Genomic DNA, 12,906 nt, shown 5'->3' with positions numbered 1-12,906 from the left:
CGGTCAGATCGGGTTCACCGACCACCTCACCCAAAACCTTGCCGGTGGGTGAAATGAAGACCAGGGTGGGCCAGGACTGGACGCCATACTGCCGCCAAAGACGCATGCCGACATCCTGAACGACCGGATGGCGAATGTTGTAACGGGCGATGGCACTGGCAACGATACGGCTGCTCTCTTCGGCGGCAAATTTGGGAGAATGTACCCCGATGATGACCACCTCATCGGGAAACCGTTCCTCCAGATGCTTGATGCTCTCCAGAACATGGATGCAGTTGATGCAACAAGAAGTCCAGAAATCCAGAATGACCAGACGGCCCCGTAATTTTTCCAGGGAGAGGGGTTGGGTCACATTGAACCAGATGAAATCGGGATCATCAATTTCGGCAACGGGCAGTGTCGCACTCATGTCTGTATTCCCCTGTTTTCCATCGCCCCCCAGAACAGATTGTCTCCCGGCATTTCAGACTTGCACCATTCTGTGGGACCCGGATTTTATTTGGCTTGCAGCATCCTGTGAAACAAAATATTTTTAAAGTGTCTGTGTTTGATTGCGTTTCATGCCCCGTCACTCCTTTCCGCAGTGCCCCAGTCACAATATTCGTGGAACATATTCATTTTACGTTCGGAACACAAGGTGCCACCCCCTGCCGGAACAGCCCGGACCCAGGCAGGTTCATCGAGATACAAGGAGTCAAATTCATGTCCGCCAAACGGTCAAAATCAACCCGTCGAGCCTCCCCAACCAGGAGAGGCTTCGACTGGGAAGGATTTTTTCTCGTTTCTGGTATTGGCCTCGTCTCACTGGCCATGTCCGCCTTGTTTCTCTATCTGGTGTATGACGGGATTCCGAAGGGTGAATCATCCTCCCGCATCTGGTCGCTCTCGCAAGGAGTGGCCCGCGCCCTGCCCAACACAGTCAAGGAAGGAATCCTGGCAGTGATGGGCGTGCTGTTCGGCCTGTTCGGCCTTGCCTGCGTGGGGGCTGGTCTGCATCAAACCATCAAAGCACTGTTTGGTAAAAACTGAACAACGGGGGCTGGTCTGCACCAGGCCATCAGGGCACTGTTTGGCAAAAACCGAACAACGGGGGCTGCACAACGTCCAGTCCACAAGCCGCCTGCCTGAACCTCAAGCCAAATCCCCCCAGGTCAACACATGATCGGCCTCCAGGGCATGACGCACCCGATGCCCCAGCACCTCGTTCCAATGGGCAGGCGAAATGCCATGAGCGGGACGTTTGCAGGTCAAATGATCGGCACTCAGGACCTCCCCCGCAACCACTGACCGGCTCAACACAATACTGCGCCGGGCGTGGCGACGGGCCGGCTCCTCACTCTCCAGGGGTGCCTTGTGGAACGCCCCCATCACCAGGCGAACCCGCTCCATGGACTGCAAAAACTTGCGCAGATCATCCCGGTCCATGGCATGATAATGATCGTTTCCCGTCAAGGTCTTGTCATGCGTGAAATGCTTTTCGACAATTTCCGCCCCCAGAATCGCGGCCACCTCCAGTGTCTTCATGTCCCGAGGCAGGGTGTGGTCCGAATACCCGATGATGCGTCCCGGAAAATGGCGTTTCAAATCGAGCATCATGCCCAGATTGGCATCGGCATCCCGGGTGGGATAATTGAGAATGCAGTGCAAAAGCGCCAGGGGCACACCGGTCTGATCAATCCACTCCACAGCAGACTGAACTTCCGAGAGGCGGGATGCCCCGGTCGATAGAAGAATCGGTTTGCCAAATTCGGCAATATACTGGATGAAAGGCCGGTTGGTGATATCCGAAGAGGAAATTTTGAATACCTCCATCAGATCATTCAAAAAACGCGCCGACTCCCAATCAAAGGGCGTACTCATGAACTGAATGCCCACCTGGTCACAATGGCGCTTCAAGAGTTCAAACTCACGTTTCCAGAAAGCATCGTGCTTTTTGAACAATTCGTATTGACTCGTCGTGGGTTCCCGGGTCGTATCCCAATAGGCCGGGGAGTGTCGTGAAGCCAGGGTTTCCGCCCTGTACGTCTGAAATTTGATGGCATCCGCCCCCCCGTCATGGGCCAATTCAATCAGGAGCCGGGCCGTCTGCATATCGGTCTGGTGGTTGACCCCCGCCTCGGCAATCACCAATGGACGTACCCAGCGGTCAGGTCTTTCCGTCGCAGATTGAAAAAGGGTCTGGATTTGCATGGCTGACATTCCCCTCACTCCAATATTTTCAGGATCATCCGCAATACTTTTGACTTGTTACGGGTGAAATTATAACGTCGCACGCGATCAAACAGTTCCCGGCGAAAGGCGTGATCCTCCACCAGACGTTGCAGGTTCGCAAGGACGGTCTGCTCGGTCAAACCGGCGTGATAGATGTCCTGGTTGAGAAAGCCATTCTCTTCCCGGGCAAAACGGTGGGTAATCTCCCGGGCATGATGCGACAGGACAATGGCGGGAATGTGCATGTGCGCCAATTCATATACGGTCCGACCATTGGCGGAAATGGCAATGGGCGTCATTTCCATGATCTGGGATATGACGCCTGTCGCATGCGTGAAAACCACATCCGCACTTTGCATGGCAGCCAGTTCCCGGTTCAACACCTCGATGTTGCCATAACCGGCCCCGGTGACAATGAATATACGGATCCCCTTCTCCCGACAGTACGGGTGGATGGCATGAAAAATCTTGCGGGTAAAGTCATTGGGATCCGTGCCACCAAAGGTGACCAGAATGCTCTCCACCTTCTCCCTGAAACGATGCGGTCGGGCATCGTTGAATTCATCCCGCAAGAAAAAATACCCATGTCCCCAATGAATGGTATGCCCCTGTATTTGTGGTTCATCATAGAGTTCATTGATCGTCAGGTCAGCCAGGGGGGCACCACTGCCCAAATCCTCGAAATTGACCACCTTGATCCCGGCCTGATGCAGTCTGTCGATATAGGCGGCATCGGTATCGAGAATATCGTTGACAACCATATCCGGCTTGAGACGCAGGATTGAATCAACCATTTCGGAGTCGGAAAACACGTCCAATCGATAGTCGAAACCGGCAAGTTTTTTGACTGTTTCATGGTGCAGGTCGTTACAGACAAACACGATTTCATGATCCGTAATCTCGTGGGCCAGGGCCATGGCCCGAAATATATGTCCGGTTCCCTTGGTCGCATCGACCACGACCCGAAAAACAATCCGCCGGCGTCGAATGATTTTTTCGCAAATCCACCAATCCTGGAAATCGGCTATTTCCGGCAGGCCACTTTCCAACAAAAAGGGCTGAATGCGCCATGCACTCTGCGGCGTATTTTGCAAAATCCGGGTCGGATTGAAAATCCGGAATGACCGGGACTCCACAAAAAGGAGCTGTTGTTTGGCGGCCAGCAGCAGCTCCTGCATATCCGGCAAATGGGTCGTGCCTCCCCGGTACCTCTGCATGGAGAGTGGCAGCAGGAGATCGCACCCGGTTTCCTGGAAAATCTGTATGGCCTGTTTGATTGTGGCCGCCGTCAACAATGGGGCATAAGGCGAGAGCAAAACCACACAGGTGTGACGTCGGGCAATGCGACCCAAAAAAAAGCGCATGCTCCTGGGAAATCCGGGCCGCAGCAGATCCAAATCCTTGTCATGGAATGAATGCACTGCATGACGTTGCGCCAACAGATGGATTTCCATGGAGTCGGTCACGACATGCACCTGTTCCGGATCGGTCAGTTCCTTGGCCTTGTTGATGGCACGCAGAATCAGGGGAATTCCTGCCAGCTTTTTCACCAGATCGTCGGTGAAAGCGACATTTTTCTTGATGGCGGGAATCATGACACAAATGGAACTCATGGTTGTTGTCCCATGCAACGGGCGTCACCCTGGATCAGAACTCTGATTGAACACGGTCGAATGCATAGAGAAGGAAATGTCCGGAACGTGCCAGCACACCCTCCTCGGCCAGACCAAGTTCGCCAAGCGTATGGAAGGTTTGATCAAGCAACAGGTGTGTCACCTGGGCCGTGCGGATCAGGTCCATGGTGGGACGATATCCGGGAAATCCCGGCAATCCAAGCCCGTGAGAATTCTGCGAACCGGCAGGCCAGAAGACTCCCTTACCGGTCCGATAGGCCGTCAAGCCCGCCAGCATGGTCGGAAAACAAAGAACACGCGCCTGATCCAGGGCGGCAATCCGCTGCAAGAGGAGATGCAAGTCCGGGGTTTCCATGCCACACCAGCGCGTCCCTGCCAGCCATAACCAATGAAAACGCACACCGTAATTGAGCAGATGCAGCAGCGGAAACACGGCCAGAATCAACCAGTATTTCATCTCTGCCTTGCCCATGACCAGATAAAGAACGGTGACAAACAAGGAAGGCCATTCCGCATATTGTACAATATCCAGTCGGATTCCCCAGCGCCGTACAGCGGGAAACAATAACGAAAGCCCGGCCAGCAGATAGATGCCCAGCACCCAATAAATCATGAAATGGACCAGACTGTAATGGGGTGGACGGTCCGTAAAGTAAATGGCAACGGCCAGGGCGGATGGATTCATGAGAAACAAGACTTTGGCCTGTCGATAATAGCGACGAAACATCATGCGCAGGGAACCCATCTCCCGCCGGGAGGTTGACCATCGCGCCAGGAATAAATGCAACGATTCATACAGAACCCTGCTGTTGCCCCCCCGAAAAAATGCTGCCAGCCAGGAAAAATTCAATACGGCCAAAAACAGCCGCCGGTCCAACACGACCATCACCAGACAAACCACCAGAATGGGCATCAACCAACGGATATCGTGCAGGGTCATGGCCAGGAAAGGCATCACAAACAGAATGACCCGCAGCGTCAGGTGATGAACATAAAAAAGGAGCGTACCCAACACAACAGATACCCAGAATGAAAACCAGCTCTCACTCTGCAACCAGTGAAAGGTGTTGCCCAGCAGAAACAAAAACACAGGCATCGCCAGGGCACGCGGCGTCAGGCGACAAAACTCTGAATTCAACGCCGGACTGAATGCATAAAGCAGGGCCACAAGGTGCCCGAGTCCACCGCCCAGCTCCGATGTCACAAGCAGAAACAGGGCGGACATGCAGACCAGGTCCAGGAGGTGATTGATCATCCAGTAAGAATGCCGCACCCATGTCCGGGGCAATAACGACAACAGAAAGGGCAAGCCAGTCAACAGGGCAGGTGTGTCGAGTCTCTCCCCAGGCGTGTCCTTCTCATACCCGGGCACGTCCGTCGCCGAACCTCCAGGACGCCTTCGCTGCCGCTGTCTGCGCAACGCTTCGGCTTTCAAGAGGATCGCGTAAGTGGCACACTCCGGATTGTCCTGTGGTGTCTCGGGACGCAAAGGGTCGGCAAACAACAGGAAAAAGTACGGATCGCACCCGCGATGGCGCAGGGACCAGTATGGCAGCACCCGAACGGCAAGAAAGATCACCATGACGGGTACCAGGCTTGTCCATGCATCCAGGCTGAACATATCAATCCATTGACGGGCGGGGTTGACTCGAAGCCGGGAGTATCCTTCTTCCTGTCAAAAAATTCAACCCTGTTGGCAGTTTCCATACCCCTTATCCTGCCCGGTCGTTCCGCAAATCAGGACCTTTGCCAGGGATTGATGGCCTGGATGACAGCAGCCCATGCGAACGGGATTGGCCGGGTCAAAGATGTGGCTCCTTGCTATTTCACGTGGGTTGTCCCTTCCGATTAACTCATTTGGCCCGGTTCAGGGAATGATTACGGAGGTTTCATGTGGATTTTCATGGACTGGAGGCATGAAATCCGGGACAATTGAGGCATGGGAGAGCCGCTACTTGGTTGGCACTTGAGATGCGTTAATCATGCACCATCAGGGGAGCAACGTCACAATCAGTTGAAAACGAAAATAAATCTCCTATCTACGTGCCATTGGGGTCAGGGCGCGATGCGGCAAAGGCTGCAACCAGAAATGCTGTTGGCCATGCCAGTTCGCATGCCAAATATTGGAGCGCCAGGAAAGAGCGTTGGAAATCATTCAACGAGCCAATGAAATCCAGCGACAGAAGACGCCAATCGAAACCTCTCTGGATGCTCTGCTTCCCGCCATGCTCCACCGGATGTTCAACGGAACACTCGAATCTTCCTAATGATGGTGGGACGCACCATGCAGAGGTTCAATATGGACATGCAGTTCGCCCCCGGAGAATCCCCATTGAAACCAGAAGGTATTGCTGAAAAGACATCTTCCGCACTGCGCACTCTTTACACCCGGGACGAACGGCCTTGGGTGGTTGCATTTTCTGGGGGCAAGGATTCGACCCTGCTGGTGCAGCTCGTGTACAACATGCTCATGGAACTGGGATCTCGGGTGTCCAAACCGGTTTTCATCATTTCAACCGATACCCGCGTCGAGGCCCCCAATATCGAAGAATACCTGACTGATGCCATCCGGCGAATGCAGGCGTTTGCCGAAGTCTCCGACCTTCCCATCTCCGTGAAACTGGTACGACCCGAGCCGAACGAAGGATTTTGGCAACTGGCTCATAAATTTGGACGTTCCCCAAGCCGCTGGGAGGGTGCCATGGCTACAGATACCCAGGATGATGTGCTGGAGGAGTTGCTCGTCGATAGCCCGTTGAGCCAGGAATTGATACAGAGCCTTTTGCGACTGGCCTATGAGTACCACCCAAATCTCGACAATTATGGCAAGAAGATTGAATTCGAACGGGCGATCCGAGAAACTATCGAGCGGGCCATGGACAACGTGGAGGAGACCTGACTGATGGTCTTTCAGGAAATTGAAATCGCCAATCTTTTCTCCTACCAGGATCAGGTTACCTTTGACCTGACCGGCCATCAACAACAACGCCCCATTGTCCTGATCAGCGGGCGCAATGGTTACGGCAAAACCAGCTTTCTCAACGCCATCAAGCTGCTGTTCTGCGGTCCCACTGAGGATCTGCGCAATGAAGTCCAGGCAGGGCGGAAACTGAGTCCAAAATTGTACATGGTTGGCCACGGCGAGGAATGGATGGGAGTCTTCAATCGCCGCAGCAAGAATAAGAACCATGCCGGTTACTACGTTCGCAGCCAGTGGCGAGAAAGCGATGGCGTGGTCGATGCGCGTCGTCAGTGGTATCCAGATGAAGGAGAATTCGACCCCAACGGGAAGTTGACCATCCGGGCGACCTTTCTGGATGAACCCCTGGAAGGGTCAGAAGCACAACAATTTCTGGAACGTCGTCTGCCAGCTTCCTATCTTCCATTTTTCTTCTTCGATGGTGAGAAAATCCAGGTTATGGCCGAGGCCAACCGGGAACAGATGGAAGAGCATGTGGAGGGGATTCTCAACATCGCCCCAGTCAACTCCTTGTTGACCTATTTGGATAAAGCCAAACGGCAATGGTCTCAGGAAGGGGCGGCGGAGGCCGAAAAGATTCAGTTCAAGCGCGTTCAGAGAGAAATGGAGGAGTTGCAGGACCAGCTCTCCCATGTACAAGCGCGGCGAGGAGAATGCCGTGTCGAACTGGACTCGCTCAACGACCAGATATCTGATTTGGAACGCCGTCGGCGCACCATGCAGGGGTTTCGTGCCAAGGAGGAGGAAGCCAGTCACAAGACGGAACTGGAAAAAGTTCAAGAGCGTTTGGCCGAACTGCGCCAAGAGATCGTTGACCAGTTCATTCCGGAAGCTCCACTGGCGGTCAACTTGCCTTTGGTGCAACAGTTGTTGGATCGCTTGGAGGAGGACGACCAGTCTTTATGGTCAAAAAAGGAGCTGTTGAATTATCTACGAAGTCATCTCCCCCTCCAGGTCTTTGACCGACCTGCCCCGGTTTCTTTTCGCTTGCGTGATGAGCAGCAGCAGTTCTATCGGCAGCGTTTGAATGATGCCCTGGCTCCCGGCAATCTTCAGGACGATCTTAATGTAGGCCATGGTGGACTGGGGTTAGCGAGTGAACGGCAATCAGCCTTGCGGCGTCTGCTGATCAGAGTGGTTGATGCCCCATCCCTCCACATTCACGCTCGTCGCTTGGACGAGACAAGCCGCTTGGCCAGAAGGGAGATTGAACTACAACAAAGGCTCGATGGCATTAGTACAGTTATTGAGGAGGATCGAGAGCGTTATCTTCAAGTGCAGGAGGCCTTGAGTCGATTGCATAAGGAAAGGGACGAGTGCAATCAAACTATTGGCAAACTTGATGCCGACTTCGAAAGAATCCAAAGGGATTTTGAACGTAAACAGGATGAAAGCAGGCAGCAAGAACAGAAGATGGCCGTCGCCAACAGATCCAATGCCCGTCGCCAAAAGGCCGATGACTTGGTGGCGTTGTATAGGGAATACAAGGAGGGGCTGAAAATACGTCGCCGAAACGCTCTGGAGGTTGCCATAAATGCCCACTTCAAAACCCTGATGACCAGCCACGATTTGGTTCACTCTATCCGGGTGGATGAACATTTCGGACTTCATTACCAGGATGGAGAAAGTCAACCATTGGGGGGAGCCAATCTGTCGGCAGGAATGAAACAATTGGTCGCCTTCGCTTTGTTATGGGCGTTGAAGGATGTATCGGAAAAGTCAGTCCCAGTGATCGTTGATACCCCCCTGGCCAGAATTGATCGGCAAAATCAGGAAAACCTGCTTCGGGACTACTTTCCCCATGTGGCGGAACAGGTCATCGTGCTTCCTACCGATTCGGAGTTGGATAAGGAAAAATATCGAATGCTTTCCTCCTATATCTATCGGGAATACAAGTTGGACAACCCCCATGGCGATCAGACACGGGTGGAAAACCGGCCCATGTACAAGGATTAAAGAGGGCGGGATATGGCGGACATCTATACCAGTTCGGAAGACGAAAAGACCATCAAGGATGTCTTATTCAAAGGACTCAGAGTCAAAGCTCCCAAATGGACAGTGATGCGATTGGCACTGGCTCATTCGCTCAAGATCCAAACCCCTCCAGATGAGGAGTTGGATCGAGTACTCGAAAAGGAAAAGGGATCGGAATATCATCTGGAACAGGTTACTGGGCGGAACCAGGGTCGAAGTGCCACCGGGCAACAACAGGACTACACCGACGCAATTTGTGGCCTTCTGAGTATACATGCCAATCAGGATTTGTTCGCCGATGATGCTGCTTTCCGTACCCATTTACAACGCCATGTCCGCCGGGGGCTAAGGGAATTTCGGCGCGGATGGCGTGAAAGCCATGATTTTCACCAGTTTCTTTACCAGGAATTGTGCGCGGGACTGGGACGAGAGACGGAGAATAGTGGAGCTGACTTTGCCCTTCTCCTGATCGATGCCTTGGGCGAGATCGGTGTTCAGGGAGAAATCATTTCAACTCAGGACGGACCACGGATCACCCGCTATCAGGTTCGTTTGGAATACCCTAACCACCTGGATCGAGTCCGGCGCGGACTGGATAAGATCACCTTCGCATTGGGCCTCCAGAAGCAGGGGGTCTTCCTGGCCGAGACTGGCAAGCCAAAAATTATTGGTTTGGATGTGCCTCGTCCACGCAGTACCTGGAATGCCGTTCCCTGCCGGGAATTGATGGGATGGGTTGCGAAAGATGTTCCTGAGTCCGCTGGCTTACCCCTTTGGCCAGGCGTAAGCGTGACTGGTGAACCAGTGTCGTTTGATCTTACCCGCCAACCCCATCTGCTTGTTGGTGGAACAACAGGCAGTGGAAAAAGCATTTGTTTGCACTCTCTACTCATCTCGCTCCTGGTTGGCGTGCCCAATAATCGATTGGATCTGGTACTCATAGATCCTAAAAAGGTTGAATTTGCGCCATACGCCAAGGTGCATTCCAGACGGATTGATGTGATCACCGACGTTGTGGATGCCCGTATTCGATTGGGCACGCTGACCGAAGAAATGGATGCACGCACTACCGCGCTGGAGAATGCTGGAGTACGAGATCTTTCGGAAGGACGTCGAAAGGGGCTGGTAATGCTTCCATACATCGTTGTTTTTGTGGAAGAACTTGCAGACTTGGTGATGCAGGTTCCCGAGGCCGAGGAACACCTGATCCGTTTGGCGCAGAAAGCGCGTGCCACAGGTATTCATTTGATCATAGCCACCCAGCGTCCCGATGCCCGTACCCTGAACGGCTTGCTTCGCTCCAACATTCCATCACGTATTGCCCTGACAGTACAGAAATCCACGGAATCCAAAATTATCTTGGATGAAGTTGGTGCAGAGCGCCTTACCGGAATCGGGGACATGCTGGTCCGACTAAGTGGTGAACCAATTGTACGCCTGCATGGTGTACTGGTGACCGAAGACGACATCGCCGCAGTGATCCGCGAAGAAGGGAGAACGTAAGAATGGACCGCGCTTTGTCTATTCGCAGTTGTCACCCTGTTGCTCTGACTCTGTTCGCCATGGGGCCGTTTCAGGACAAGCCATTTTATCTGGACTTCACCAATAAAGAGGGGGAGAGCTGCAACTTTTTTTTGCTCATTTCGCCCAATGGACGAGGCAAGACCACTCTCCTGGAGGCTATGGCCGCTCTGATGAACATCCTGGATTCTTCCCTCACCCCAAAACCACCCCATGAACGGTTGTGGTCGAATCCGGATGCACGTGCTCAACTGGACATGCGCCTTGCTGTCACAATGGAAGGCAAAGTCAAAGAGGTTCTTCTGACCCTCGCTGCGGGGGGTGGTTCTCCCCATGAAACCCGAAGCTGGAATGCACGTGACCTGAAGCGAGTACAAACCGAAGAACACATGCACATCGCCTAGTCCCGTACCCCAGGGGGGCATTGGAAGCAGGTCAGATCCCAAGAACCTCTGGTGGACGAGCTTCTGGGCTTGGTCAAATTGGAGATGGAAAATGTCTACGAAAGTTTCGGACCAGATCCGATGACTGTCCCCTCGCTACTCTACTTCGATGCCTATCGAGATATACCCACTGTTTCCGACGACTCACAATCCATCAGTCGTCCCCCCGAATGGTTCTATCGCCCCCTGCATCGTTTTGGCTTGCACGGAGATCAATGGCAACACAGTCTGGACAACGTTCTTGTCTGGCTGACTTGGCTGAACGATGGTCGTTATGAAGCTATGCAGGTCCTGCTCAACGAGTTGGTGTTCACCGGAACCAATAAGGCTCTGGATAGCATAAGCCGCCAATATATGGAAGCACGTATCATAGCAGGGGAAGGTCACCATCGTCTTGACCAACTTTCCAGCGGAGAAAAAAGCCTCTTGCAGCTATTGCTGCGAATCCATTTGCACCTTACCAGCAACAGTTTCGTGTTGATCGACGAATTGGATGCCCATCTACACCCGAAGCTGCAACACCGCCTCTATCAAGCACTCAAACGAGTTGTCACAGCCAACCCTAATATCACCATCATTGTTACGACGCATTCTCGTGAATTAATCGATCAGTATGGCATAGATATGAAAGTTGGTGAACATGGCTTGCGTTTGGGTGGACATCTAATTGAAACCGATGAGATCTAATCTTCTTCCAGAGGATAAAGCCGATGGGAAATTTTTCGACAATGTATGAACCAGAAGCAATTGGAAGGCAGTATTCGAGCAGGATCATGCTGTACTTGGAATCCCGCGAAGACTTGGAAATATTCCATGAACGTTGGTTCAGAGGTTGGAGCGAATGGATTGAGTTCCAGTCGGTAGATGCCCAAGAAGGCGGTGGGGGCGGATCCTCTCAAGTCTTTCATCGTGTACAGAAGGATCGGGATTGTAACGTCCCAGCATTTGGTATTGTAGACCGTGATGTCCTTCTAAATGATCAAGTCATGGGTCGTGGTTCCAATTGGGACGCATTCTTGGAATCAAACCATGCTGCCTTCGAGTCGGCTGCCCATGTTGGCCCTTACATTAAAGTATTGCGACGTTGGGAAATAGAGAATTATCTTCTGCATCCGGTTGCTGTAGGTAAGCTGATGCAGGATGCCGAGGTTAAAAGCAACGTTACTTGTTCACCAAATGCCGCAGCCCAATGCCTCCTGGATTTTTCTGCTGTAGCTATCCTGATGACAGCAGCCAATCTGGTGTTAATAGAGCATGATCGGATACCGATAAAACCTCTCTTCGAACAAAATTATTCAGATATACAGAGTCTAACACCACTCGTTATCCGGTATTTTGAAACACAGGGCATTTCAGATGCACAAGAAAAAATTGATATTAAATGTAAAGCTATCCGATCCTTCTTGCATGATGAGACTGGAACTCCAGAAGACCACTGGGACCAGCTTAACTATTTGATCGATGGAAAACTGTTTTTGGTGAGGTTCTGCAAATGGTTTGGATTCTCAGATCCCAGAAGGTTGGAGTTGGCAAGAAAAATCTGTGACCATCAACTGATTGATTCTGAAATTAGTGAATTTATGAGGATGTTAAAAGAAAAGGCAATAAAACTGGGATAGACATCTTCTAAATATGTCCGTTATTTCATAAACCGAATCCTCTCTTTCAAATGGAGATTCCCATGGGATACCCGTCACCCGCAAAGACCGTGTCCATCACAATCCTCACTCTTCTTGCCATGATGACAGCAGCCCATGCGAACGGGATTGGCCAGGTAAAAAATGTACAAGGTGCTGTTTTCATTGAAAAAAACAACAATAAGACCCCCCTCAAAACCGGGGATGCCCTGCAACAGGCCGATGTGATCCACACCGGGGGGGACGGTTCGGTTGGCATTGTCTTCATCGACAACAGCACCATGGCCGTGGGACCTGATACCGTGTTGGCCCTGGACAAATTTGAATTCAACAGCACAACACATGCGGGGGTCTTCAACAGCTCATTGCGCCAGGGTACCTTGGCAGTCAAATCGGGAAAAATTGTCAAACAAACCCCGGAAGCCATGAAAATCAATACCCGAACATCGGTGCTGGCAGTCCGTGGCACCGAGTTTGTCGTCAGCTCCGGAAACTGAAATATCTGC

Annotated in this window: 12 protein-coding genes; 8 read left to right on the top strand and 4 right to left on the bottom strand. The window is 52.3% G+C overall.

Annotated features, from left to right (window positions below; genetic code table 11):
• A partial coding sequence (locus HQL65_11430) for a redoxin domain-containing protein (protein ID MBF0136843.1) occupies positions 1–409 on the bottom strand: 409 nt, incomplete at its 3' end.
• Between the two features lie 293 nt (positions 410–702).
• Between HQL65_11430 and HQL65_11425 the strand changes: the two genes are divergently transcribed.
• Positions 703–1,029: a hypothetical protein gene (locus HQL65_11425; GenBank protein MBF0136842.1), complete on the top strand. Its 327-nt coding sequence runs from the start codon at positions 703–705 to the stop codon at positions 1,027–1,029.
• A 102-nt stretch (positions 1,030–1,131) separates the two neighbouring features.
• Here the strand turns inward: HQL65_11425 and HQL65_11420 are convergent, their stop codons facing one another.
• The 3 genes from HQL65_11420 to HQL65_11410 are packed head-to-tail and all read right to left on the bottom strand — an operon-like array spanning position 1,132 to position 5,466.
• Positions 1,132–2,190, bottom strand: a complete 1,059-nt coding sequence (locus HQL65_11420; protein ID MBF0136841.1) for an N-acetylneuraminate synthase family protein — start codon at positions 2,188–2,190, stop codon at positions 1,132–1,134.
• A 14-nt stretch (positions 2,191–2,204) separates the two neighbouring features.
• Positions 2,205–3,824, bottom strand: coding sequence for a cytidine 5'-phosphate N-acetylneuraminic acid synthetase (locus HQL65_11415; GenBank protein MBF0136840.1), 1,620 nt, complete (start codon positions 3,822–3,824; stop codon positions 2,205–2,207).
• A 34-nt stretch (positions 3,825–3,858) separates the two neighbouring features.
• Complete coding sequence (locus tag HQL65_11410) at positions 3,859–5,466, bottom strand: hypothetical protein (GenBank protein ID MBF0136839.1); 1,608 nt, start codon at positions 5,464–5,466, stop codon at positions 3,859–3,861.
• A gap of 711 nt (positions 5,467–6,177) precedes the next feature.
• On the opposite strand from HQL65_11410, the gene HQL65_11405 reads away from it, so the two are divergent.
• The 7 genes from HQL65_11405 (at position 6,178) to HQL65_11375 (ending at position 12,897) form a co-directional block, all read left to right on the top strand.
• Complete coding sequence (locus tag HQL65_11405; GenBank protein MBF0136838.1) at positions 6,178–6,744, top strand: hypothetical protein; 567 nt, start codon at positions 6,178–6,180, stop codon at positions 6,742–6,744.
• A 3-nt stretch (positions 6,745–6,747) separates the two neighbouring features.
• On the top strand, positions 6,748–8,781 hold the full coding sequence (gene dndD / locus HQL65_11400) for a DNA sulfur modification protein DndD (protein MBF0136837.1): 2,034 nt from the start codon (positions 6,748–6,750) through the stop codon (positions 8,779–8,781).
• A 12-nt stretch (positions 8,782–8,793) separates the two neighbouring features.
• Positions 8,794–10,302 carry a DUF87 domain-containing protein gene (locus HQL65_11395; GenBank protein MBF0136836.1) on the top strand — a complete coding sequence of 503 codons (1,509 nt, stop codon included), beginning with the start codon at positions 8,794–8,796 and terminating at the stop codon, positions 10,300–10,302.
• Positions 10,303–10,304: 2 nt separating this feature from the next.
• Positions 10,305–10,724, top strand: a complete 420-nt coding sequence (locus HQL65_11390) for an AAA family ATPase (protein ID MBF0136835.1) — start codon at positions 10,305–10,307, stop codon at positions 10,722–10,724.
• Positions 10,725–10,775: 51 nt separating this feature from the next.
• On the top strand, positions 10,776–11,450 hold the full coding sequence (locus HQL65_11385; GenBank protein MBF0136834.1) for an ATP-binding protein: 675 nt from the start codon (positions 10,776–10,778) through the stop codon (positions 11,448–11,450).
• A gap of 23 nt (positions 11,451–11,473) precedes the next feature.
• Complete coding sequence (locus HQL65_11380; GenBank protein MBF0136833.1) at positions 11,474–12,382, top strand: DUF4435 domain-containing protein; 909 nt, start codon at positions 11,474–11,476, stop codon at positions 12,380–12,382.
• A 62-nt stretch (positions 12,383–12,444) separates the two neighbouring features.
• Positions 12,445–12,897 (top strand): FecR domain-containing protein, encoded by a 453-nt coding sequence (locus HQL65_11375; GenBank protein MBF0136832.1) that lies wholly within the window; start codon positions 12,445–12,447, stop codon positions 12,895–12,897.
• The last annotated feature ends 9 nt before the right edge of the window (positions 12,898–12,906 follow it).

The sequence above is a fragment of the Magnetococcales bacterium genome, assembly GCA_015228935.1.
In the GTDB taxonomy this organism is placed as follows: Bacteria; Pseudomonadota; Magnetococcia; order Magnetococcales; family DC0425bin3; genus HA3dbin3.
This window is presented reverse-complemented; position numbering and strand designations above follow the sequence as displayed.